This window comes from Flavobacterium sp., assembly GCF_035299245.1.
Classification (GTDB): domain Bacteria; phylum Bacteroidota; class Bacteroidia; order Flavobacteriales; family Flavobacteriaceae; genus Flavobacterium.
In genome coordinates this window covers 35,794-60,325 of record NZ_DATGWY010000010.1, presented here as the reverse complement: position 1 = coordinate 60,325, position 24,532 = coordinate 35,794, and the positions used below count along the sequence as shown (strand labels likewise).

The 24,532-nt window shown below is 36.7% G+C and carries 20 protein-coding genes; 13 read left to right on the top strand and 7 right to left on the bottom strand.

Annotated elements, in window-relative coordinates; genetic code table 11:
* The first annotated feature begins 90 nt into the window (after positions 1–90).
* The 3 genes from VK161_RS07660 (at position 91) to VK161_RS07650 (ending at position 4,347) form a co-directional block, all read left to right on the top strand.
* On the top strand, positions 91–2,466 hold the full coding sequence (locus VK161_RS07660) for a TonB-dependent receptor (protein ID WP_324214184.1): 2,376 nt from the start codon (positions 91–93) through the stop codon (positions 2,464–2,466).
* Between the two features lie 11 nt (positions 2,467–2,477).
* The gene (locus tag VK161_RS07655) at positions 2,478–3,287 is read left to right on the top strand and encodes a DUF4249 family protein (protein WP_324214183.1); all 810 of its coding nucleotides are present in this window, start codon (positions 2,478–2,480) and stop codon (positions 3,285–3,287) included.
* A gap of 397 nt (positions 3,288–3,684) precedes the next feature.
* Complete coding sequence (locus tag VK161_RS07650; RefSeq protein ID WP_324214182.1) at positions 3,685–4,347, top strand: thiamine diphosphokinase; 663 nt, start codon at positions 3,685–3,687, stop codon at positions 4,345–4,347.
* A 143-nt stretch (positions 4,348–4,490) separates the two neighbouring features.
* On the opposite strand, the gene VK161_RS07645 is transcribed toward VK161_RS07650, so the two are convergent.
* Positions 4,491–5,345, bottom strand: a complete 855-nt coding sequence (locus VK161_RS07645) for an alpha/beta hydrolase (protein WP_324214181.1) — start codon at positions 5,343–5,345, stop codon at positions 4,491–4,493.
* 69 nt (positions 5,346–5,414) lie between these two features.
* Between VK161_RS07645 and rlmF the strand changes: the two genes are divergently transcribed.
* The 9 genes from rlmF (at position 5,415) to VK161_RS07600 (ending at position 17,522) form a co-directional block, all read left to right on the top strand.
* Entirely contained in the window at positions 5,415–6,347 is a 933-nt protein-coding gene (gene rlmF / locus VK161_RS07640; RefSeq protein ID WP_324214180.1) for a 23S rRNA (adenine(1618)-N(6))-methyltransferase RlmF, read from the top strand.
* A 135-nt stretch (positions 6,348–6,482) separates the two neighbouring features.
* Positions 6,483–8,471 (top strand): excinuclease ABC subunit UvrB, encoded by a 1,989-nt coding sequence (uvrB, locus tag VK161_RS07635; RefSeq protein ID WP_324214179.1) that lies wholly within the window; start codon positions 6,483–6,485, stop codon positions 8,469–8,471.
* A gap of 64 nt (positions 8,472–8,535) precedes the next feature.
* A complete protein-coding gene (locus tag VK161_RS07630) occupies positions 8,536–9,906 on the top strand; it encodes a hypothetical protein (RefSeq protein WP_324214178.1) in 1,371 nt (456 codons plus the stop codon).
* Between the two features lie 110 nt (positions 9,907–10,016).
* Complete coding sequence (locus VK161_RS07625) at positions 10,017–10,910, top strand: hypothetical protein (protein ID WP_324214177.1); 894 nt, start codon at positions 10,017–10,019, stop codon at positions 10,908–10,910.
* A 186-nt stretch (positions 10,911–11,096) separates the two neighbouring features.
* Positions 11,097–13,907, top strand: a complete 2,811-nt coding sequence (locus VK161_RS07620; protein WP_324214176.1) for a response regulator — start codon at positions 11,097–11,099, stop codon at positions 13,905–13,907.
* Between the two features lie 133 nt (positions 13,908–14,040).
* Positions 14,041–15,318 carry an OmpA family protein gene (locus VK161_RS07615; protein WP_324214175.1) on the top strand — a complete coding sequence of 426 codons (1,278 nt, stop codon included), beginning with the start codon at positions 14,041–14,043 and terminating at the stop codon, positions 15,316–15,318.
* A gap of 14 nt (positions 15,319–15,332) precedes the next feature.
* Positions 15,333–15,917 carry a hypothetical protein gene (locus VK161_RS07610; protein WP_324214174.1) on the top strand — a complete coding sequence of 195 codons (585 nt, stop codon included), beginning with the start codon at positions 15,333–15,335 and terminating at the stop codon, positions 15,915–15,917.
* 37 nt (positions 15,918–15,954) lie between these two features.
* The gene (locus VK161_RS07605) at positions 15,955–16,113 is read left to right on the top strand and encodes a hypothetical protein (protein WP_324214173.1); all 159 of its coding nucleotides are present in this window, start codon (positions 15,955–15,957) and stop codon (positions 16,111–16,113) included.
* A gap of 2 nt (positions 16,114–16,115) precedes the next feature.
* Positions 16,116–17,522 carry a hypothetical protein gene (locus VK161_RS07600; protein WP_324214172.1) on the top strand — a complete coding sequence of 469 codons (1,407 nt, stop codon included), beginning with the start codon at positions 16,116–16,118 and terminating at the stop codon, positions 17,520–17,522.
* A gap of 276 nt (positions 17,523–17,798) precedes the next feature.
* Here VK161_RS07600 and VK161_RS07595 read toward each other — a convergent pair whose 3' ends face one another.
* From VK161_RS07595 to VK161_RS07570, 6 genes are all read right to left on the bottom strand, one after another.
* Entirely contained in the window at positions 17,799–18,287 is a 489-nt protein-coding gene (locus VK161_RS07595; protein ID WP_324214171.1) for a GNAT family N-acetyltransferase, read from the bottom strand.
* The gene (locus tag VK161_RS07590) at positions 18,287–19,171 is read right to left on the bottom strand and encodes a bifunctional 5,10-methylenetetrahydrofolate dehydrogenase/5,10-methenyltetrahydrofolate cyclohydrolase (RefSeq protein ID WP_324214170.1); all 885 of its coding nucleotides are present in this window, start codon (positions 19,169–19,171) and stop codon (positions 18,287–18,289) included. The genes VK161_RS07595 and VK161_RS07590 overlap by 1 nt, the downstream gene beginning before the upstream one ends.
* 85 nt (positions 19,172–19,256) lie before the next feature.
* Positions 19,257–20,594, bottom strand: coding sequence for a signal recognition particle protein (gene ffh / locus VK161_RS07585; RefSeq protein WP_324214169.1), 1,338 nt, complete (start codon positions 20,592–20,594; stop codon positions 19,257–19,259).
* A 129-nt stretch (positions 20,595–20,723) separates the two neighbouring features.
* On the bottom strand, positions 20,724–21,188 hold the full coding sequence (locus VK161_RS07580; protein ID WP_324214168.1) for a hypothetical protein: 465 nt from the start codon (positions 21,186–21,188) through the stop codon (positions 20,724–20,726).
* Positions 21,189–21,219: 31 nt separating this feature from the next.
* Positions 21,220–22,254, bottom strand: coding sequence for a hypothetical protein (locus VK161_RS07575; RefSeq protein ID WP_324214167.1), 1,035 nt, complete (start codon positions 22,252–22,254; stop codon positions 21,220–21,222).
* 72 nt (positions 22,255–22,326) lie between these two features.
* Positions 22,327–23,766, bottom strand: a complete 1,440-nt coding sequence (locus tag VK161_RS07570) for a T9SS type A sorting domain-containing protein (protein WP_324214166.1) — start codon at positions 23,764–23,766, stop codon at positions 22,327–22,329.
* Between the two features lie 202 nt (positions 23,767–23,968).
* On the opposite strand from VK161_RS07570, the gene VK161_RS07565 reads away from it, so the two are divergent.
* Positions 23,969–24,493, top strand: coding sequence for an RNA polymerase sigma factor (locus tag VK161_RS07565; protein ID WP_324214165.1), 525 nt, complete (start codon positions 23,969–23,971; stop codon positions 24,491–24,493).
* Positions 24,494–24,532 lie beyond the last annotated feature (39 nt).

Here is a 24,532-nt window from a genome sequence, read left to right as displayed (position 1 = left end):
GAGTTACTCAAAACAATCTTAACCATACATTAACAATTGTATCAACCGAATAGCCTTAATTTTGGTGAAATTTGTACAAAACACCAACTTATGTTATCAAAAAAGATACCAATCCTACTATTATCATTTTTATTATTCTCGATTAGTCTTTACTCTCAGGAGCGATTCACCATCTCTGGAACCATTTCAGATGCTAAAAACAATGAAACGCTTATTGGTGTAAACATCAATTTTAGAGGAACTAATTATTTTGCCATTACCAATGAATACGGATTTTATTCGCTCACTTTACCTCAAGGCGAATACGAAATGGTCATCAGTTATGTTAGTTTTGAGACTATTGTTGAGAAAATTTCCCTCAATCAAAACATCAAAAAAAATTATGCTCTGAAAGGAACTGATGAACAACTTGAAGAAGTTATCATTACCGAAAAAACAAAAACCAACACTCGAAAACCCGAAATGAGCGTCAACAAACTCTCTATAGCTCAAATTAAGCAAATGCCTGTTGTTTTGGGTGAAGTAGACATCATCAAATCGCTTTTGCTTTTGCCCGGAGTTACCAATGCGGGTGAAGGTCAATCGGGTTTCAATGTTCGCGGTGGTGGCGCCGATCAGAATTTAATTTTACTCGACGAGGCTACTATTTACAATTCATCACACTTGTTTGGATTCTTTTCCGTTTTTAATCCCGATGCGATTAAAGACTTGAAATTATACAAAGGTGGAATTCCAGCGCGATTCGGCGGAAGAGCTTCATCAGTACTCGATATTTACCAAAAAGACGGGAACAGTAAAAAATTCAGTATGAACGGCGGAATCGGTTTAATCTCCAGCCGATTATTGGCAGAAGGACCGATTGTAAAAGACAAAGGTTCTTTTCTTATTGGAGGTAGAGGTTCATACGCTCATTTATTTCTAAAACTAGCTGATAACGACAATTCAGCCTATTTTTACGATTTAAACACCAAACTCAATTATAAACTGAACAAAAACAACAACTTATACCTTTCGGGTTATTTCGGTAGAGACGTTTTTGAAATCGCACAAAGTTTCATCAATACGTACGGAAATTCAACTCTAAACTTGCGTTGGAATCACTTGTTTTCGGATAAATTATTTTCCAATTTGTCGCTCATTTATAGCGATTATTACTATGGCTTAAACTTGGATTTCGTAGGATTCAATTGGGATTCCGGAATTAAGAACTACAACATCAAATACGATTTCAAATACTACGTCAACGACAAATTCAAAATTAATTACGGAGCCAATGCGATTTACTACAGTTTCAACCCTGGTGAAATAACACCATCGCGCGATGATTCTGGGATCAACTACCGTAAATTAGAAGATAAATACGCTTTCGAGCCTGCTTTTTACATTGATACCGAACAAAAAATTTCCGATAAACTTACGGTTCAATACGGTTTGCGTTACAGTCTTTTTTACCGTTTGGGAAGTTCCACAGTAAACTATTACGAAAATGATTTGCCCGTTGCTTACGATGACGAATTGAAAATCTACGAAAAAGCAACGCCAATCCGAACCGAATTCTTTGGTAAAAACAAAACGATTGCTAATTATGATAATTTAGAACCGCGATTTGCGCTAGCCTACGAATTCAAAGACAACAAATCGATCAAAATTGGCTACAACCGAATGGTACAATACTTACAACTGATTTCCAATACAGCTTCTCCTACTCCATTAGACGTTTGGACACCAAGCGACAAGTACATCAAACCTCAAATCGCCGATCAAATTGCGGTAGGTTATTTTACGAATTTAAAAGAAGACGAATATTCATTAGAGGTAGAAAGTTTCTTTAAAACAGTAAAAAATCGAATGGATTATATTGATGGTGCCGATTTAATTGCCAACGAAGCCATCGAGCAAGTCATTTTAAACGGTGAAATGCGCTCGTACGGACTCGAAATCTTATTCCGAAAAAACACCGGAAAACTCAACGGTTGGATTGCATATACTTTATCGAGATCGGAGCAACGAACTCCGGGGCGTTTTGCCAACGAAATCGGAATCAACAATGGCGATTGGTACAAAAACGGTTACGATAAGACACACAATTTAGCCGTAACAGGTTCGTACAAACTCAATAAAAAATGGTCGTTTGGTGGTAATTTCATCCTACAAACTGGACAACCGGTTACTTTTCCAAACGGACAGTATGTGTACCAAGGAATCAATGTCCCGAGTTATGGTTTGCGCAACGAAAACAACCTTCCTACCTACCATCACTTAGACGTTTCAGCGACTTTAACTCCGAATAAAAACGCTAATCGAAAATGGCAAGCCGAATGGGTGTTCAGTATTTACAATCTGTACTCACGCAAAAATGCGGCTTCCATCAGTTTCTCTCAAAATGAAACCACCGGCAGAAACGAAGCCACGCGTTTATCCATATTCGGAATCGTTCCGGCCGTTTCGTATAATTTCAAATTCTAAAATTCATCACCATGAAAAATATAGTTTTCCTTTTCGTTTTAATCTTCTTTGCTAGCTGTGAAGACGTAATCAATGTCGATTTAGATACCGCAGCTCCAAAATTAGTCATCGATGCCAATATTCTTTGGCAGAAAGGCACTACAGGCAACGAACAACGCATAAAACTCACTACAACAACGAGTTATTACAGCGAAACCGTTCCAACTGTTTCTGGCGCAACAGTATTCATCACTAACAGTGCAAATGGAGTATTCAATTTTGTTGAAGTTCCGAATACAGGAGAATACGTGTGCTTGAATTTCGTTCCTGTTATCAACGAAACCTACACATTAACCGTGCAATACAATGGAATCACTTATAATTCTACCGAAAAGTTACTTGCAACTCCACCCATTGAAACTGTTCAGCAAACCACTGTTCAAGGCATTTCGGGCGATGTAATTCAAGTGAAGTTTTTCTTTCAAGACAATGGTTTGGAAGACAACAATTACCTCATACTTGTAAAAAAATCGGATGAAGTGATACCAGAATTAGGTGCCGTAAGCGATGAGTTTTTTCAGGGAAATCAGATGTTTGGGTTTTATACTGACGACGAATTGGAAGCCGGAAACCAACTGACTTTTGGCTTACAAGGTATGTCGTTGCGCTATTACAATTACGTCAATAAATTAATAAACATTACCGCCAGTGGAGGAAATCCATTTGCCACACCACCAGCCACTTTACGAGGAAATATTGTCAATCAAAACAACGTGGATGATTATCCTTTAGGTTATTTTCATTTATCCGAAGTAGATACTCGAGAATATACTATTCAATAAGTGATTTCGCCGCAGATGTACAGATTATTATTCTTTTCATTTTTTTCAATTATTCAATAGTTGAAATCAGCAAAGTAGTCAATAAAATCTGTGAATCAGTGGTGTTTTTTTTGTAGCTCATCCAGCTATTCATTACAAAAAAAAGCAGCCGAAAAAAGTTTTTAACGGTACAAAAAGAGCTTCCTGCGGTCGCTTTTTTATCCCAAAAAAACTAGATTACCGCTGCTTTTTGTTTTTCATTACTATCTGGGCTAAAATAATTGGGAATTTAAAATTACGTATTACGAATAAAAACCATTAATTTGCAATTGATAATTGATTGCTATTAATTTTTTATTTAACATTTGATAATTACTAAAAGTCAATTATCAATTGTTAATTGTTAATTAAAAGAAAAATGTCTTCCCACCACATCGTTCGCGACGACCAAGAACCAGCGCTCATCATTGCTAATGGCGCCGAATGTAGTATGGAATTGCTCGGACAATTGCTCGAATGGTCGCCTATTGTCATCGTGTTAGATAACGCCATCGATCGTGTGCTGCAACTCGACATCAAAATTGATGTATTGTTGGGTGATTTTGACGGCGATTTCAATCCCGAACTGTATAAAGAAAAACAATTTCCACTCGAAATCGTCCACACGCCCAACCAAGACAAAACCGATTTAGAGAAGGCCTTTGATTACCTCATTGAAAAAGGACATCAAGCCGTAAATGTGGTTTGGGCAACCGGCAAACGTGCCGATCACACCATTACCAATATTACCAACATTGTCAGTTACCGCAATCAATTAAAAATTGTTATTCTAGACGATCATTCCAAAGTGTTTTTATTGCCACGTACCTATGAAAAATGGTATACTGCGAACACGCCAATCTCCTTAATTCCAGTAGGAAAAGTAAGCGGAATTACTACTCAAAATCTATTCTACCCATTGCAAAATGAAGAATTAACCATTGGTTATCGCACAGGAAGCAGCAATCACGTAACCGAAGACGGAATCGTAAAAATTCAACACACTGAAGGTGATTTACTGCTAATGGAATGTTTTGATTGAAATTGATTTTATACAACGCAGACTTGCCTGTCGGCAGACAGATTCACATATTTATTTTTAAAATCTTAATAAAAATCAGATACTGACAATACAAATTCACAAACTTTTAAAATAATTTTAAATCTGTGAATCAGTGGTAAAAATTATAACTGCAACAAGCGATTTCGCACTATTTCAAAATGCGACCACGGAATAAAATGATCGGCATCCTTAATAGAAAGTGTGTCAATCTTTTTAGCATTTACCAATTCTTTTTGTAAAAATGCCATATTCGAATACGGAACCAATCGATCTTTCGTTCCATGGATAATGGTGACTTCAGTTGTAATTTCATCCAAATGCGGCTTCATATCGATTAAATCGGTTTTCAAATACCACAACTCATCATTAGAAGGTCGCAAAGCACCCGGAATCAAATACCGCAAAGGTTTACTTTTTAAAATCGGTCGCCACAACTCGGGTTTCTCCGCTTTTGGATCGACAGAACCAGCCAGAATTACCAAATGCGAATACAATTTTGGATCGTCAATCGCCATTTTTACAATCATTGGTCCACCGAGCGAATGTCCGACCAAAACAATTGGTTTTTTAATGTTCAACATCCGAACCAACTCATTAATCCACTTCGATTGTGTTGCCAAATTTTCGGGTGAACCAAAATCGCTGTACCCAAAACCCGGCCGATCCACAGCAATCATGCGGTATTTCTTGAGTAATAAACTATCGTTCAAATAGGTTTTAAACGCATCCCAACTTCCGGGTGAACCGTGAACAAAAAATAAAGTAGGGTTGTTTTCATCACCTGTTTGGATGTAATGCAACGAATGTCCGTCAAAGTCAATGGTTTTATCAACAAATTCTACCTTTTTCGCCTCGAAAAATTCTTTTGTTTTTACACTACTCATGCGCATTTTCATACACGATTGGCAAACAATCACATACAAAACGAACAGCAAAAACAAGGCATAGCGCTTTTTAAATCGGTGTACGAAAATCATGTGCGGTTGATTTTAAAAAGCTAAAAGTACGGTTTTTTCTGAGTATCTTTGCTTAGACTTTAGTTAAAAATGAAACCCAAAACAAATCCCGAAAAAACCAATTTGCATCCTAGAAATCAGCATCGTTCACGCTACGATTTTGAAAAATTAGGAAGAGCTTTTCCTGAACTTCAATCGTTTGTTTTTACCAATGATCACAACGTTGAAACAATCGATTTTAGCAATTCCGGCGCTGTAAAAGCTTTGAACAAAGCGATTTTAATATCCGATTACGGAATTACGAATTGGGACATTCCGCAACACTATTTGTGTCCGCCCATTCCGGGAAGAGCCGATTACATTCATCACATCGCCGATTTGTTGGCTAATGCCAATAACGGAATCATTCCAACTGGAGAAAACACTTGTGGTTTGGACATCGGAATTGGTGCGAATTGCATTTATCCTATCATAGGGAATTCTGTTTACAATTGGAGTTTTGTGGGCACAGACATCGACGAAAATGCACTACAAAATTGCAAGAAAATCATCGCTGGAAATCCGAAATTAATCGAAGCCATCAGTTTACAATTGCAAACCGAACCGCGTTATATTTTCAAAAACATCATTTTACCTGAAGATCGATTTGCATTTACGATTTGTAATCCGCCTTTTCATTCGTCGCAACTTGAAGCCAACAAAGCTTCCGAAAGAAAAACCAGTAATCTTGGAACCAAAAAAATACTGAATTTTGGCGGTCAAAATGCCGAATTATGGTGCAATGGCGGAGAAATCGGTTTCATCACCCAAATGATTTACGAAAGTGTAAAATATCCTTTGAATTGTTTTTGGTTTACGACTTTAGTTTCCAAAAAAGACAACCTCAAGACCATTTATAGAACCTTGAATAAAGTCGGCGCCATCGAAATCAAAACCATTGAAATGAACCAAGGACAAAAAATAAGTCGATTGGTCGCCTGGACATTTTTGAGTGAACAACAACAAAAAGAGTGGAAGTTTTAGAAAAGTACCTGAGTTAATGAGAGCCTGAGTTACTGAGAAAATTTTCAGTAATTTATGACTCTTAATTTTATAACTTTGTCTCACAACAAAACTCAGTCACTCAGCTTCTCAGTCACTCAGCAACTCAAAAAAAAAATGAAATTCCAAGTCGTATCCGAATACCAACCTACAGGTGATCAACCGCAAGCCATAGAAAAATTAGCTAATGGAATTCTCAATGGAGAAAAATACCAAACGCTTCTTGGCGTTACGGGTTCAGGAAAAACGTTTACCGTTGCCAATGTGATTCAAGAAGTGGAAAAACCAACCTTGGTTTTAGCACATAATAAGACCTTAGCTGCACAATTATACTCCGAATTCAAACAATTTTTCCCTAATAATTCGGTACAGTATTTCGTTTCCTACTATGATTATTACCAACCCGAAGCCTATATTCCAGTGACAGGAACGTACATTGAGAAAGATTTGTCCATCAACGATGAGCTGGAAAAACTGCGTTTAAGCACGACTTCTGCTCTGCTTTCGGGTCGACGTGATGTGTTGGTGGTAGCTTCGGTTTCGTGTTTGTACGGAATCGGAAATCCAGTAGAATTTCAAAAAAATGTGATTTCCATCGAAAAAGATCAAGTGATTTCCCGAACCAAATTATTGCATCGATTAGTGCAAAGTTTGTATTCACGAACGGAAGCGGAATTCACTCCGGGAACTTTTAGAATCAAAGGCGATACAGTTGAAATATTTCCGAGTTACGCCGACGAACCCTTTCGTGTGCATTTTTTTGGAGACGAAATTGAAGAAATTGAAGCCTTCGATGCTAAGACTTCGCACGTATTGGAAAAATACGAAAAACTCAATATTTACCCAGCCAATATGTTTGTGACTTCTCCTGATGTGTTACAAGCAGCGATTTGGGACATACAACAAGATTTGGTCAAGCAAGTGGATTATTTCAAAGAAATTGGAAAGCATTTAGAAGCCAAACGATTGGAAGAACGCACCAATTTCGATTTGGAAATGATACGCGAGTTGGGTTATTGTTCTGGAATTGAAAACTACTCTCGTTATTTAGATCGACGTCTACCAGGAACGCGACCGTTCTGTTTGTTGGATTATTTTCCAGATGATTTTTTGATGGTTGTGGATGAAAGTCACGTGACTATTTCTCAAGTGCATGCGATGTATGGCGGCGATCGAAGTCGCAAGGAAAACTTAGTGGAGTTTGGTTTCCGATTGCCTGCTGCGATGGACAACCGACCGTTGAAGTTTGAGGAATTCGAATCAATGCAAAACCAAGTCATCTACGTTTCAGCTACACCAGCCGATTACGAACTGGAGAAAAGCGAAGGAATTTATGTCGAGCAAGTCATTCGCCCAACAGGATTATTGGATCCGATTATTGAAATTCGCCCGAGTTTGAATCAAATTGACGATTTAATCGAAGAAATTCAAGTGCGTTGCGAATTGGACGAACGCGTTTTGGTTACTACATTAACCAAACGTATGGCCGAAGAATTGACCAAATACTTGACCAAAGTGTCGATTCGTTGTCGTTACATTCACTCGGATGTGGATACATTAGAACGCGTGGAAATCATGCAAGATTTACGAAAAGGACTGTTTGATGTATTGATTGGTGTCAACTTATTGCGTGAAGGCTTGGATTTACCTGAAGTTTCGTTGGTTGCGATTTTAGATGCAGACAAAGAAGGATTTTTACGCAGCCATCGTTCGTTGACACAAACCGTAGGTCGCGCTGCACGTAATGTCAATGGAAAAGCAATCATGTATGCCGATAAAATCACGGCTTCCATGCAAAAAACCATAGACGAAACCAATTACCGACGCGAAAAACAAATCGCTTACAATACCCAACACAATCTACAACCAAAAGCCTTGAACAAAAGTTTGGGTAACGCGTTGAGTGGTAATTCGGTTTCAACACAATATTTTGAAGACAAAATAGCTAAAGCGGCCGAACCTGAAAGTTTGTACTTATCCAAACCCGAAATTGAAAAGAAAATTCGCGAGACTCGAAAAGCCATGGAAAAAGCGGCCAAAGATTTGGACTTCATGCAAGCGGCCAAGTTGCGCGATGAAATTAAAGCGTTGCAAGAGAAAATATAAAATACGCTATTTTACGTATACTTTCTTAATAGTCAACATGATAAATTTGTAAAAACTATTTATCATGCTTAAAAAAACCATCATATTTCTACTGTTATCGATTATTAGTAGTTATGCTCAAAATGGTGCTCACTCTACAACTAGTAGAGTTTCAAGGCTATTTGTATCACAAGACGAAACTAAATTCTTGACCTTATCTGGCACCGAAATTGTGCTTTGGGATAACATCACTAATCAAATGATTTGGATGAAAAAACTAAGCGATTTAGGATTGGGCAACGAGATATTACACGACCCAATAGTTGGTGTTGATCCTTATCTTAAGTATATGGTTCTAACCAATAAAATGTCATATAGAAAATTGGTTAACCTTACCAATTTTACAACTACTCCTTGGCCTTATTACACTTATGATTTTGTAAATGACGGAAGAATAGCCGTTATGGATTACGATTACAGTAAAAAAAACAGCCATGAAGCCTATTTACTTAATCTTGATAATTGGAACAAAGAACTGATTGCAGACAAAATGGGTGATTTGAGAGTCATTGGTAAAGGAAAATTTGTGAAAATCATTAACCATGACAAATCTGTAAACGACTACAAATACGATAAATACAAAGTGTATGACATGGCAACAAAATCATTCAATAAGTCTGATTTTGATTGGCGTGATCTTGACAATAACTTTACTTCTGGTGAATACAAAGTTACCTATTCATACGGCGCAAAATCAATTACAACAACAGATGCTAATGGTAAACAAATTGCAAATTTCACAGTTAAAAACCCTGTAATTGGCTCAATGGAAAATAATAAAACGCATTTGTTTTATGTTTCTGAAACCCAACCTCACGCCTACTTTTTAGAGCAAGACAGCAACAAACCGAATGAAAAGTTAAGCTATTTATATGTTTATGACATTACAAATGGCAATGTGGTAAAAAGAATTGAACTACACGACACCTCTGAATCCGCAAAGTTGATTTCCGAAAAAGAAATTGGAAAACAGAGACAAATTGAAGCTGAAAATCAACGCATATTTAATCTTCCTGAAAACGTATTAAAAAGACGATTGTCTAATCTTCAAGGAAATGCGTATTACAATACCAATACCAAAGGAATATACTATGCAGTTCCTGATAAACCTCTGTATCAAGGTGATTTGGTGCGAATGGATGCTTTGAACGACGACCCAAAACTAAAAATGGAAGTCTATGAAAAAATTGAAAATCTCGAAAATCCTTCCATTTATAAAAAAATCTTCGGAAAAAAATCATGTACACATTGCAATGGTAAAGGCTATATTTCTAACTCTTACACTCGAACTGTAGCCGATTACGAATACACTACAGGAAAAAAATTAGTCGAAACCACAACACATACCAACTCATGTGGTAATTGTGGTGGATGCGGATTGGTGCCTGCTAATTGATTCCATAATCAAAAAAACACCAACACAATTTGAAATTATTTTTACTATTAATTTGTAAGCAAATTAGAATACAATAATTTATTATATTAGCCCAAACAAAACTTATTTTTATGAAAAACGTATTTCTTTTTTTAAGCATTTTCTCTTTACTTTTAACTTCGTGTTCTAGTGACAGCAGTGACGAACCAGCAAATGGTGGAATAACTGCATCAATTAATGGTGCTCAATGGTCTTCAGATGTTGCGGTTGCCAACATAGCCGATGTTAATACTGGCGACATCAACAGTACTGCTTTACAAATTGTTGGTACTAAAATGGATATGTCAATAATTACTATCCAGTTACCAATGACAACTATTGCTGAAGGAAATTCTACTTACAACAGCGATTCAAATGCCATGATGACTTATGTTCCAAGTAATTCTGATGAACTTTATACTTCATTAGAAACTGGAGCACAATTCAATCTTAACATTACCGATATAAACTTATCCAATGGTACTTTGACTGGAACCTTCAGTGCTACATTAAAGAATTTTACTGGAGAAACGGTTACAATTACAAATGGAACAATTAATGCCATAATGATAATTGGGACTCAATTTTATTCAAATGGAACTATGAGTTTATCACGAAATGGAAGTGCTGCTTTTACCATGGATAATGACAATACCGATGGTAAATATGTATTAATTACTGAAAATTCAGTGGAAAATTCGGTAGGCGTTTTTGGTCATAATGCTACACTTTCTCCTGAATTTGGAACATACTATCTCCAATTTCCGAAAACTGTTACTCCAGGAACCTATAACTTAGTTACTACCAATGGTTTTGGAGCGGGTTTTGCAAATGATAGTCAAACTGAATACAATGTCACATCGGGAACCTTAACCGTTACAAGTCATAACGGCAATACAGTAGTAGGAACCTTTAGTTTTAGTGCAAATAACGGAGCTCAAACTGTTAATGTTACTAATGGTAACTTTTCTATCACTCATAATTAATTCAGATATAAAATAAAAGCCTTGTAACACCCAATCAGTTACAATACTCTTATCAACACATCTTTTTTATACTTAAAATTGTATAACTTTACTTTATCAATTTTTCCAGGTATGAAAAAGATGTTTTTGTTTGCGCTGCTTCTCCCTTTAATTTGTTTTTCACAATACGAGAAACAAATTGACTCTTTGCAAAAATTAGTTTTAAAAACAAAAGACATTGACAAAAAAGGAAATGCCTACGCCGAATTAGCGCTGATTTATTTGGATTCAGATATTGAAAAAGCAGCTCCGATTTTAGACCAATTAAAAGCATTAAACAAAAACAATAAATGCCCAAAATGTGAAGCGTATTATTGGATGTACAGCGGTCATATGACTGCACGACTCGGTAAAATCAAGGAAGCTATTCCGCTATATGAAAAAGCCTTTCAAAAAGCAAAAACCTTTGATGACGACTATATTTATTTAAAATCTAAAGCACACATTGCACAATGTTTGTTGGATGTAAACCAAACCAACGAAGCCGAAAAATTGCTTTTGAATGTTCTCAATGAATACAAAGCTACTCCAACACAAATTGGTTTGGAAGATTTCTATTACTTATTGGGTTCCATTAATTATGAAAAACGAAATTTAAACAAAGCACTGGATTACCTCATTCAAGCCGAAACCAATATTAAGGCAACGGATCCTGATGGAGTGTATTTCAAAATTGCAATTCTTGGTGAAATCACTCATATCTATATGGAGTTGAAGAACAAAACCAAAGCTTTTGAAACCAATAAAAAAGCATTGGAAATCTCTAGAAAAACCAAGAATGAGATGATTCTGATGCAAACTTCTATCGATAAAGGAATATTAGAAAACGAATACGGTAATCCTAAAGAAGCCATCAAAATACTGGCAAAACCGTATCAGTTTTATACCGAAATGCAGTATCCACTCTTGCAAAGTTTGAGTGCCAAAGCATTGGGTGAAGCCTACAACAAAGCCAAAAATTACTCAGAATCGTCTAAATACTTAACGACTGCCGAAACCTTTTACTTAGAAAGTAACGACACCAAAAAACTAATTGAAATTTACTGTTACCAAGCGAATAATTCTTGTGCTTTAAACCAACTTTCTGAAGCTCAAAATTACCTTTTAAAAGCAAAAAAACTAATTGGAGACGATACTATAAGTTCGCAAAACGTATTGTATTTGGATTCGTATGCTTTGTTTCTAAAATCTAAAAATGATTATTCTTCGGCATTTACAACTCTTAAAAAAAGAGACTCCATCGCAAGTTTGGTCAACGATGAATTGAATAATGACACTTTTCAAAACTTAGAAACCAAGTACCAAGCCAACAAAAAAGAACAGGAACTGAAACTACTTTCCGAAAAATCAAAACTGCAAAACACCATTTACCTTAGCTTACTTGGATTGTTGATTGCCATTGGAGGGTTTCTGTTTTATGGTTATCGTAACAAAATCAAAACAGCCGAGAAATTAAAAGAGTTGAACGACTTAAAATCGCGTTTCTTTGCTAATATTTCACACGAATTTAGAACACCGTTGACGTTGATTAAAAGTCCAGTGCAAAGTTTAAAAAGCGAAATCAACAACGAAAATCAGCAAAACAAACTCGATTTAATAGATAAAAACTCCAATCGAATGTTGGAATTGGTCGATCAACTATTAGAGTTATCCAAAATTGACAGTGGAAAATTACAATTGCTTTTGAAAGAAGGCAACATCAGTACGTTTCTGAATTCCATTATTGAACCCTTTGAATACCAAGCCAAGGAAAGCCAACTTCAATTCAATTCATCCATCGAAAAAACAACTGAAAATCATCATTTTGACAAAGATGTCATTGAAAAAATAGTAACCAATTTGCTTTCCAATGCATTGAAGTATACTCCAGAAAATCAAACTATTTCGTTTACTTCTTCTATCGAAAATAAACAATTGCGACTCAACGTTTCCAATTCGGGTTCGGACATTAAAAAAGAGGATTTACCTAAGCTTTTTGAACGTTTTTATCAGAAAAATGAAACCCAACAAGGTGTTGGAATTGGTTTGGCTTTGGTTAAAGAATTGGTTGAATTGTATCAAGGAACTATCGAAACCAAATTGGAGAATAGAACTTTAAGTTTTATTGTTAAAATTCCAATGGAATCTAATCTTCCGAATGCTATTGCTGTCACTAAAGAGGAGCAAAAATCAGTTTCCAATGACGAAATTTTAAGTGATAATGAACTTCCAGTTGTATTAATAATTGATGATAATCAAGAAATTAGAGCTGTTTTAAAAGATATTTTCAACGAGAATTATCAAATTCTAGAAGCACAAGATGGAGAACAAGCGCTCGAAATTGCTTTGAAAGAAGTTCCCGATTGTATTATTTCGGATGTGATGATGCCGAAAATGGATGGCTTTGAATTTACAAAAGCAGTAAAAAGTAACGAACTGACTTCTTTCATTCCTGTTATTTTATTAACTGCAAAAACAACTGACGAAGATCATTTACAAGGATTAAAAAGTACCGCTGATGCGTATTTAACGAAACCATTCAACAACGAAATAGTAAAGCAAACCGTAATTCAATTACTCAACGAGCGTAAAAAACTTCACGATCGTTACAGTCAGGAATTGATTTTAAAACCAATGGATATTGTCATCAATTCGGCCGATGAAAAATTCCTCGAAAAACTACAAATGGTGTTGGACAATGAACTTTCCAATGCCGATTTCTCAGCTGATGATTTTGCTTCTTTTATGGGAATGAGTCGCATGCAATTGCATCGAAAATTAAAATCACTTTTGGGAGTATCGACTACTGAATTCCTAAGAAAAGAACGAATCAAAATGGCCGCGACTTTACTCAAAAAAGCCAATGTTACCATAGCTGAAATTGCCTATGCGGTAGGTTTCAATGATGTGTCGTATTTCATCCGATGTTTTAAAGAAGTGTACAATTGCACTCCGTCTGAATACCAAGAAAATAATTAATTTTCTCTCAAAACCCTTGATTTTAAAAGCGTGTAACCTCGTGTTACATATGTCTGATGTACGGTTACAATAGTTCTATCGATTTTGTTTTGTTCTGCGCACATTTGCAAAGTACAATCAAAGCAAATGAATTATGAACCAGAAAAACCGCACCATTACTTTATTAGTATTGTTTGCTTTTTTTAGCAATACTATTGAGGCTCAACTTTTAGACAAGCTAGTCAAAAAAGCAGAAAAAGCAGCCGAACGAACAGTTGAGCGAAAAGTAGAACAAAAGGCAGAAAAAACTACGGAAGAAGCTGTAGATAAAGTTCTCAATAATAAAACCACCGAAAACAGCGGTCCGAAAAACTCCAAATCCACCAAAAAAAATAAATCCATTCAATCGGCCAAAGACTTTGTAGCGGGAACTAAAATCATTGCTACCGAAGATTTTTCTCAAGACGCAGTAGGCGATTTCCCTGTAAATTGGTCAACCAACAGCAGTGGAGAAGTCGTTTCTTTTTCCGATTCGGATGCGAAATGGTTGCAACTTTCGGATAATGGCAATTTTATGCCCAATCACATTACACGATTGCCCGATAATTTCACCTTCGAATTTGATTTGTATTCCACCGTAGGATTTTCGTTCTACTCTACTCCATTGCGTATAGGTTTTATCGAATCCAAAAAGAAAACGGATTATTTAAAATGGAGCGAATTCAAAAACGGAAGCGAAGGTGTTATCGTTGGTTTGCATCCGCAAGTAGCAGGAAATCAAAGTCGCGGTTATTCCTTTTTTAAAGTCATGAGTGATGGAGGCGAATTGATGAAAAACGATGCTGAAATTTCCAATTATAACAACAATCAAAACACGGCAAAAGTACAATTCTGGCGCCAAAATGGTCGCTTGAGAATGTACGTAAATGGCGAAAAGATATGGGATTTGCCGAATGCTTTTCAAGATGCAACTTACAACAACATTGTGTTTTTTATTCAAGGTTATCATGAGAAAAAAGACAAATACTACATCTCTAATTTGCGTTTGGCTGAAGCTGGAAAAGATACGCGTCACAAACTGATTGAAACCGGAAGTTTTACTACCAATGAGATTCTTTTTGATGTGAACAAATCAACCATAAAATCTTCGAGCGCAACTGTTTTAGCCGAATTAGGAACTGTTTTAAAAGAAAATCCAAAAGTAAAAGTGACCATCATTGGTCATACCGATAGTGACGGAAAAGAGATGGATAATCAGAAGCTGTCTGAGCAACGAGCAGAAAGTGTCAAAACCTATTTGAACAAAAATTTCGGAATCGAACTCGCCCGTATGACTACTCAAGGCAAAGGCGAATCAGAACCTCTTTCAACCACCAATAGTGAAGAAGCCAAAAAACAAAACCGCAGAGTCGAATTTAAAATCATTCAATAATAAAAAACAATACCATGAAAAATCATTTTACAAAAACAATTTTAGCAATTGTCATTACAATTACATTATCGTCGTGTTCAAAAGACGATGGACCTTCTTATAGTGAAGAAAACTTTATGGCTGGATTCCTAACCAACTCTGGATTTTCAGCTGTTACTGATGCTACTATTAATGGTGGAAGTTATGAGTTTGGAAGCGAATTCACTCCATTAGTAAAAGGAAAAATCACTTCATTGAAAGTAAAACTTCCTGCTACAAACAATGCTTTACGCGTTACCATTTGGGACAAATCAACGCCAACAGCAACCGTAATCCGATCAGAAACGGTTAATGTTACTGCAGCTGATACTGAGCAAGGCTTTGATATCGCTGATTTGGAACTCACTGCCAACAAGCAATACGCTATTACCATGAACTCTGATGATTGGTACAACCACAGAAGAACAGGTAATACAAATGCAACGTATCCGGTTACTTCGGGCAATATCCGAATTGATAGCTACAAATGGATTGGTGGAACAGCTCAAGCGTATCCAACTAATATTGCACTGAGTTATTACGCAGGCGATGTATCGTTCAATTTTATTCAAATCGATTAACCCTATCCAAGTAAATTCGTTCGTTAACTTTTGTTCGATGTCAGAGAAAAAAAAGACCAAATACGTAGGCAAAATCGACGAATTACCGTCAAAAACCATTTTTATAAATGTCAATCATTTAGAGAAAGGCAACTACGAATTGAACATCGTACAGAAGAACAAACTGATTTTAAAAACAACCTTTATAAAAAAATAGTTATGAATAAATTACTTATTTTTTTGTTCATTTTTCCGATGCTTACCATTGCTCAAGTAGGTGTAAACACTTCAACTCCCAATGCAATATTGGATGTAAGTTCGACCAATAATGGCGTTCTGATACCGCGTGTAAATTTAATTTCAGTATTTGACAATACTACTGTTGTGAATCCGCAAGGCGGCGCTTTGATTACCTCAACTGTGGTTTATAATACTACTGCTGCAGGCGTTGCTCCGAATAATGTATTACCTGGATTTTATTACTGGAACAATACGCTGTCACGCTGGATTCCGATTGGTGGAACCAACGATTGGTCGTTGAACGGCAATACTGGAATCAGCTCACCTCCTTTTCCAGGAGTTTACGGAACTACACCCATTACTGCTACTTCGAATTTTATTGGAACTACTGACAATAATGATGTGACAATTGCTACCAATAACATCGAACGAATGCGAGTGGAACGCACAACTGGTGACATCGGAATTGGAATAGCCGATCCGACGGAAAAATTGCATGTGAGTGATGTTTCCAATACCAATAAGAGTACAATTTTGGGAGAAGCGCAACAGCTTACAACTGGATCTGATTACCAAAACATCGGTGTGCGTGGAATTGGTCGCGGTGTTTCTTCTTGGGGTTACGGAATTGGAATGATGGGAATGGGTGATACTTCTACCAGTTATTTTTCTACTGGAGTGTACGCACATTTAGGAAACACCATTCCTGCTTCGACTACCACTAATCAGGCGTTGTTTGCCAATGGAAATAATTTAGGCTATTCTGGAATTTTTACAGGCGGAAATGTCGGAATTGGAACCACTGCGCCTAACCGATTGCTGCATCTGAATAGTGCTACGAATGGTGCCTTGCGCATTGTTGATGGAACACAAGCCAACGGAAGAGTGCTAACTTCGGATGCGAATGGTGTTGCTACATGGCAATCGACTGGAATTGACAATATAGTAGGTGTTTTAAGTGCAACCGGAGTAAGTATTCCGTACAATCAAACGGCTAATTTTTTACAAACGGGTTCGTACATTACACTTCCACCCGGACGTTATGCTGTGAACGTGACGATGCTTTTGGCTCGAAATTCGACTCCTTCACCTTCCCCGAATAATTCGTTTTTTTGGGTGCGATCTTCATTTTCGGACAGTGCTGGCGCCAACCCAGTTTCATCGCCTGATATTGTAGGTTCGACTTTGGCGAGTGGCAATTTTGGTGGAACAAGTGTGTATGCAATGTTAACTGGAACCATCATCATCAACAATACAACTGCAGGTAATAAAACCTATTATTATGTGGCGGGACGAACTGTTTTTTCTAATACCACTGAAACCCTAACTGGTTTTGGAAGCACGTACTGGGCAGAAGACAATATTATTGCTTATCGTTTGAATTAGAGTTGAATTAGTTTTTAGTTGTGAGAAGCTGTTCTGAATGGAGCAGCTTTTTGTTTTTAAACATAATGGAATTCAATGCACAAAAGTCCTAGCCCAGATTGAAGTGGAAAGCTTTTTGAAGGAACAATTGAGTGATACTTGACAGACTAACGCGACCAACGGAAGCGCTTAGTTGGGCTTAGTAGAACCAATTGTTACAAGAAAACTTGGAACGTAAAGCTGGATTGGCTTCTGATTGCTTCGTGCCTCGCAATGACTAGCTGGCAATGACGTAAGTTAAATAGGCAACTCCATCACGTAATCGTCCATGATGTAGCCGTTTCCGATTGGGAATTGTTTTTCTTCTACCACGTGGAAACCTCGTTTTAAGTAAAACTTTTTGGCTTTGTTGAAGCGATTTACTGTTAAAATTAAAGCTGAATTTTGTGCTTTTAGAGCTAATTCTTTTATGTGATTGATCAGAAATTTTCCGACGCCTTTGCCTTGAATAGTAGGCAAAACGTAGAGTTTGTGGATCTTAGTTTTGGTTGTATGTTCCCAATTGATTTCGTAGGAAACAAAACCGATGAATTGACCTTCGTCTTCTACTAATAAAAAAGGTTTGGTGGGCAATTGTTGTTCCAACGAATCGATGCTGTACATCATCTCCATCATGTAATCGAATTGCTCTTTCGATAGTATGTCGCCGTACGTAACTGGCCAAATTTTATAGGCTAATTCCTGAACAATGGGCAATTGTTCTTTTGTTGCCACTGAAATTGTCATTATTTTTTCAATCGTTTTTGTTCTCTCGCTAACAAAGTATTTTTAAGCAACATGGCAATGGTCATCGGGCCAACTCCGCCTGGAACTGGAGTGATGAATGAGGCTTTTTTGACTACATTTTCAAAATCGACATCGCCTGTGATTCGGTAACCTCTTTCGGCTGTTTCGTCGGCAACGCGCGTGATTCCAACATCGATGATTACGGCGTCGTCTTTGATCATTTCGGCTTTTAGGTAATTTGGAACACCCAAAGCAGTAATGATGATATCGGCTTGTGAGGTAATTTGATTGATGTTTTTGGTATGACTGTGCGTAAGTGTCACGGTTGAATTTCCGGGGAAACCTTTTCGTCCCATTAGAATACTCATTGGGCGACCCACGATGTGACTGCGACCGATAACCACCGTATGTTTTCCTTCGGTGTCAACGTTGTAGCGCTCTAACAATTCTAAAATTCCGAATGGTGTTGCTGGAATGAACGTACTCATATCCAAAGCCATTTTCCCGAAGTTTTCGGGGTGGAAACCATCAACGTCTTTACTCGGATCGATTGCCATAATGATTTCTTGCGTATCGATTTGTTTGGGTAACGGAAGTTGCACGATAAAACCATCGATATCGTCATTCAGATTCAACTCTTTGATTTTTTTGAGCAGTTCAGTTTCAGAAGTAGTGCTCGGCATTTTGATTAGTGTTGATTCAAAACCAACGCGTTCGCAGGCTTTTACTTTACTGCCTACATAAGTCAAACTGGCTCCGTCATTTCCCACAATAATTGCAGCAAGGTGAGGCACTTTTTCGCCGTTTTCTTTCATCTTTTGGACTTCAGCGGCGATTTCGTTTTTGATGTCTTCTGATACTTTTTTTCCGTCTAAAATGGTCATTGTTGTGTAGTCTTAAAGTCGAAAGTCGAAAGTCGTAAAGTCATCTTTCTTTTGACTTTTTGACTTTCGACTTTCGACTGATTATTTACTTCATTCCTTTCATTCCTCCCATCATGCGCATCATGTTTTTGCCGCCCGGACCTTGCATCATTTTCATCATTTTGCTCATTTGGTCGAATTGCTTCATCAACTGATTTACTTCTTCTATTTTGCGTCCGGCACCTTTGGCGATGCGGGTTTTTCTTTTTAAATCGATGATGGATGGTTTGCTTCTTTCTTTGGGTGTCATTGAATGGATGATTGCTTCCACATGTTTGAATGCATCGTCTTCAATTTCAACATCTTTGAGTGCTTTTCCGGCACCAGGAATCATTCCGACTAAGTCTTTCATGCTTCCCATTTTCTTGATTTGTTGAATTTGTGCCAAGAAATCGTCAAAACCGAATTCGTTTTTAGCGATTTTCTTTTGGAGTTTACGTGCTTCTTCTTCGTCGTATTGTTCTTGAGCTCTTTCTACCAAGGAAACCACGTCACCCATTCCGAGAATACGATCGGCCATACGCGATGGATAGAACACGTCGATGGCGTCCATTTTTTCACCGGTTCCGATGAACTTGATGGGTTTATCCACTACCGATTTAATCGAAATAGCGGCTCCACCACGAGTATCACCGTCTAATTTAGTCAAAATTACACCGTCAAAATTCAAGCGATCGTTGAACGCTTTTGCTGTATTTACAGCATCTTGACCCGTCATCGAATCGACTACGAATAAGGTTTCTTGGGGTTGAATGGCTTTGTGAACGTTGGCGATTTCGGTCATCATTTCTTCATCGACCGCTAAACGACCCGCAGTATCGACAATCACAACATTAAAACCATTTGCTTTTGCATAGGCAATGGCTTTAAGCGAAATATCAACTGGATTTTTATTTTCAGGTTCAGAATACACTTCTACTCCTACTTGATCTCCGACTACATGCAACTGATTGATTGCTGCTGGACGGTAAATATCACACGCTACTAAAAGTGGTTTTTTATTCTTTTTAGTTTTAAGATAATTGGCTAATTTTCCGGAAAAGGTAGTTTTACCCGAACCTTGTAAACCCGACATTAAAATTACGGTTGGATTACCCGAAAGGTTGATTCCAGAAGCATCACCGCCCATTAATTCGGTCAACTCATCTTTTACGATTTTAACTAATAATTGACCTGGTTCTAAAGTAGTTAAAACGTTTTGCCCGATTGCTTTTTCTTTGACAGAAGTAGTGAAATCTTTGGCAATTTTAAAGTTAACATCGGCATCAAGCAAGGCACGACGCACTTCTTTTAGTGTTTCGGCTACGTTAACTTCGGTGATTTTTCCGTGTCCTTTTAAGATGTGGAATGCTTTATCTAATTTATCGCTTAAATTATTGAACATAATGGTAAGTATTTTCTAAAAAATGAAGTGCAAATTTAAGCATTTGAAATTGAACTAGGAAACGATTGGAACTAAAAAAACCATCCCGTTTTTTTCAGGATGGTTTTCTAGCAAAAGTAGTAGGTAGTATTAATTTTTTTCGAACGTTACATAATCGGTTCCGCCGTTTCCACCACTCACGTGAACGAGTTGAATTTTGGTTGAAGTATAGGTGATGATGTTCCAATCTTCGGTCAAATCAGTGAAATCAGCTGGAGTAGAAAATGCGATGTTAAAATCCAAATCGTTACTCGGACTGTCATCTCCACTATCGTCTGAGATTACTGACCATGTTCCAGTATAAGAATTTGTTCCATTGGTTGCAGTTAATGCGTTTCCAGGACCAAAAGTAAAGTTATACCCTGTAAAATGACTGGTTTCGTTGGTTCCTGAATCTTCAAAGAATGTGATTCTCCATGTTCCTGAATTGACTGTATTGATTACGGGAGTTGGATCTTGACTTGAATTGGAATTATCGTCGTCTGAGCTGCACATTGAAGCTACATTAAGCATGAACAAAGCAGCTAATAATGGAATTAATCTAAGTGTTTTCATAATAATTTAATTTAGAATTTAGGGTTATTGATTATAATTTGGTAAAATTTAAGTAGTCGGTTCCGCCGTTTCCACCGCTAACGTGTTTGAGTCGGATAATGTTTTGGTTGTATTCGAGTATGATCCAGTCTTCTTGTAAACTTTCCAAATCTGGGTTAACAAAAGTAAATTCGATTTTGTTGTATCCGCCGTCAATGTAGGTAGTCCATGTTCCAAGTGTAGTCACACTGTTTTTAATTACTTCAACATTGCTATTAGCGAAATAGGTAAAATTGAATCCGTTGTAATTACTTGTTTCGACATCTCCATCTTCTTCAAAATACGACACATACCAGTTTCCTGTTGTTAATACTGTAGTAAACGAAGGATTCCAAGTTCCAACATCATCATCGCAATCATCAATCGAATCTTCTAAAAATGATTCTAATTCGGAGTTGTTATTAATTACCACATTCACTCCACTAGAATTCGTGGCTGAGATGGGATATACAATGGCAGCTATGACTCCCGAATTTAATCCGTTGATGAAATTATACAACTGCGTGTTATTTTGAATTGTTACCGTATTGGTGGTTTGTGTACTTGTGTTGTAAATATTTATTACTATCGGATAATTGATGAAAACACAATCAATTTCATCTAAACCATCATCATCGTCACAATCGTCAATAGCATCGTCCAATTCATTCCAATCATTGATAACCTCAGTAGTAAAATTTTGATATTGAATAGTGATTGGATAGGTAAAATATACAATATCGTTTCCAGTGGTATTGTCAATTAAATCTTGTACTGTTTGATAATCATCTTCTGTTGTAACGGTAACTTGATTTCCATTCACCGTTACTGTTACCGGTAAAACCACGCGAAAACAACTTGTATTATCCAATACATTATCACAAGCGGTAGGGCTTTGAGAATTACGACTGATTAAACCTGCAAGTGGAGAACCTGTTACTATAGATTCGGTTGGCGGTGTATCAGTAATAATTTCTTCTTCTTCATTTTGACAATTTGTCAATGCAAAGCTTAAAGCAAGAATCAAGAGTAATTGTATCGTTTTCATATATCTTTTATTTAGCATTTGAAAGTAAAACATTTATTTCAAATAAAACCCTACCTAAAAAATTTATTTATTTTACTTTTTAACAAATTTTGCTTGATATTTTACGTTAACGTCAGTAAAAATGACCAGTTGATAAAGTCCAGATGACAATGAAGAAACCTCAATTGGACTGTAATTAAAACTATTTTCTATAACAACTCTTCCAGAAACATCTATAATTATATAGTTTTTCAAACCCTCAACACCTTCAATTTCTAGTATATTTTCACACGGATTGGGTGCAATTTTTATTGATTCTTCAATCATCTGTGGATTTTCAACTGACAAAGAACCTTGAAAAATCTTCGCAGTTGTTCCTCCAGTTACGTAAACACTGTTGTCGGAACCAAAATCAAAGTCAGTTGGATAACCACTGGATGTTGCAATAGTCCAAGCAGATGTTCCGTCGTTATTTACTTTACAAACCGCCATTTGCGACATGGTTCCGCCTGCTAAATAAACTGAATCTTCGTTATCAATTTTCATTTTTGCATGGGCTAAAAGTGAAAAACCAGTGCCATCGGCATCCAAATTTTGCCAAAGTAAACTACCATTGCTATCGTATTTAGCAAAAGCAACTCCATAACCAACTTCCTGATATCCGCCAATTACAGGATTGTTATTACTGTCTATTTCAACTCGGGTAGCATTTATAGCATTATTTTGACTCCATAAAACATCTCCATTCGGACTTAACTTTTTCAAAACACATCCACTGCTTGTGTTGTAATTTCCATTAACTATATAAACATTACCAAAAGCATCGCCACATGCATCACCTGCTGACAAACTATTAATTGCTCCTGTATTCCATAAAAATGCTCCCGATGGAGTAATTTTAGAAAAAGAATTCATACTTCCAGTGAATGATCTGTGGACAATTAAAAGATGATTATCAGTAGTAAACTTTATGTTAAATGGTCCTCCATAACCTGCATCAAAATAATTCATGAGAGCTACACCTGTTGGACTGAACTTCTTAACATTTGTAACCAAACCATTTGATCCCATTCCGATGCCAAGAACATAAATATTATCATTTGCATCAATTAAGCATTTTCTTGTTGATGAACCATCAAAAGGATTTTCATAGACAATGCGCCAAAGTAGCGTCCCATCAGAATTGAATTTCATCAGAATACTATTTGCATTAACTGGATTGGAAAAACCTGAACGAATTGTCCCCGAAACCACAACATTTCCCTGACTATCGGTTTCCACCCAAGTCGCGGCTTCATGGCGCGTGTTGTCAGTATTGTTATATGAAGTTTCCCAAACGATGGAACCAGATGAATTGCGTTTAACAATTGAAATGTCTCCAGCCGGATTACTATCCCAATAAGCGGTATAGACATTATCAGAAGAATCCAAACCCAAAGCAACTCCACTAGGAAAATTGGACCATGCTACACTAACTTGTGCAAACGAATAGGCACAACTTAAAACTACTAGTAACGTAATTATTTTTTTCATTTTATTTGATTTAGAAATTAATTAAAAAGGTTGGTTTTTGCTATAAAATTATGATTATCAATACGATAAAAATGTGACTTATGTCACTTATTGCAATAAACTATAGTTGTATTATTGTAGAAATTTCTTTAGCTAAAACATTTTATCATTTTTATACCCTACTTTAAAAAAATATCTATTTTTACACAACCAATTTTAAACCATGTCATCAATTCCATCTTTATCAGACGTTTGCAAAGAATCCATTTATGCCGATTTCTTTAAAAAACACGCCAAAGCCTTACGCAATTATTTGCTGTATAAATTTGGCAATCAAGATCAGGCGGAAGACATGACGCAAGAAGCTTTTATTAAATTGTGGCAGAATTGCAAAGACGTTCCATTGGAAAAAGCCAAATCGTATATTTATACTATTGCTAACAATTCTTCTTTAAACATCATCGCTCACGAAAAGGTAAAACTGAATTACCAAAAACACCATTCGATGAACGATCGATCCAACGAAAATCCGGAGTTTCTATTAGAAGAAAACCAATTCAAAGACAAATTACTTACTGCCATTGACCGACTCAACGAAACCCAACGTGTGGCTTTTTTGATGCACCGTATCGACGGAAAAAAATACGCTCAAATTGCAGAAGAATTGGACATTAGTGTAAAAGCGGTAGAAAAACGTATTCATCTGGCATTGTTAGAATTGCGAAAAGAATTTGAACATTTTAGGTAGGGTAAAGTATAAAACGACTGTTACGGTACTAAACCATAA

Bases quoted from the DNA above. Each gene is read 5' to 3' on its own strand.
- VK161_RS07580 (WP_324214168.1), bottom strand. From the start codon at position 21,188: ATGAAAACACTTAGATTAATTCCATTATTAGCTGCTTTGTTCATGCTT.
- VK161_RS07595 (WP_324214171.1), bottom strand. From the start codon at position 18,287: ATGACAATTTCAGTGGCAACAAAAGAACAATTGCCCATTGTTCAGGAA.
- VK161_RS07575 (WP_324214167.1), bottom strand. From the start codon at position 22,254: ATGAAAACGATACAATTACTCTTGATTCTTGCTTTAAGCTTTGCATTG.
- VK161_RS07660 (WP_324214184.1), top strand. From the start codon at position 91: ATGTTATCAAAAAAGATACCAATCCTACTATTATCATTTTTATTATTC.
- VK161_RS07590 (WP_324214170.1), bottom strand. From the start codon at position 19,171: ATGACCATTTTAGACGGAAAAAAAGTATCAGAAGACATCAAAAACGAA.
- uvrB (WP_324214179.1), top strand. From the start codon at position 6,483: ATGAAATTCCAAGTCGTATCCGAATACCAACCTACAGGTGATCAACCG.
- VK161_RS07570 (WP_324214166.1), bottom strand. From the start codon at position 23,766: ATGAAAAAAATAATTACGTTACTAGTAGTTTTAAGTTGTGCCTATTCG.
- VK161_RS07615 (WP_324214175.1), top strand. From the start codon at position 14,041: ATGAACCAGAAAAACCGCACCATTACTTTATTAGTATTGTTTGCTTTT.
- VK161_RS07655 (WP_324214183.1), top strand. From the start codon at position 2,478: ATGAAAAATATAGTTTTCCTTTTCGTTTTAATCTTCTTTGCTAGCTGT.
- VK161_RS07630 (WP_324214178.1), top strand. From the start codon at position 8,536: ATGCTTAAAAAAACCATCATATTTCTACTGTTATCGATTATTAGTAGT.
- VK161_RS07605 (WP_324214173.1), top strand. From the start codon at position 15,955: ATGTCAGAGAAAAAAAAGACCAAATACGTAGGCAAAATCGACGAATTA.
- VK161_RS07565 (WP_324214165.1), top strand. From the start codon at position 23,969: ATGTCATCAATTCCATCTTTATCAGACGTTTGCAAAGAATCCATTTAT.
- VK161_RS07610 (WP_324214174.1), top strand. From the start codon at position 15,333: ATGAAAAATCATTTTACAAAAACAATTTTAGCAATTGTCATTACAATT.
- ffh (WP_324214169.1), bottom strand. From the start codon at position 20,594: ATGTTCAATAATTTAAGCGATAAATTAGATAAAGCATTCCACATCTTA.
- rlmF (WP_324214180.1), top strand. From the start codon at position 5,415: ATGAAACCCAAAACAAATCCCGAAAAAACCAATTTGCATCCTAGAAAT.
- VK161_RS07625 (WP_324214177.1), top strand. From the start codon at position 10,017: ATGAAAAACGTATTTCTTTTTTTAAGCATTTTCTCTTTACTTTTAACT.
- VK161_RS07645 (WP_324214181.1), bottom strand. From the start codon at position 5,345: ATGATTTTCGTACACCGATTTAAAAAGCGCTATGCCTTGTTTTTGCTG.
- VK161_RS07600 (WP_324214172.1), top strand. From the start codon at position 16,116: ATGAATAAATTACTTATTTTTTTGTTCATTTTTCCGATGCTTACCATT.
- VK161_RS07650 (WP_324214182.1), top strand. From the start codon at position 3,685: ATGTCTTCCCACCACATCGTTCGCGACGACCAAGAACCAGCGCTCATC.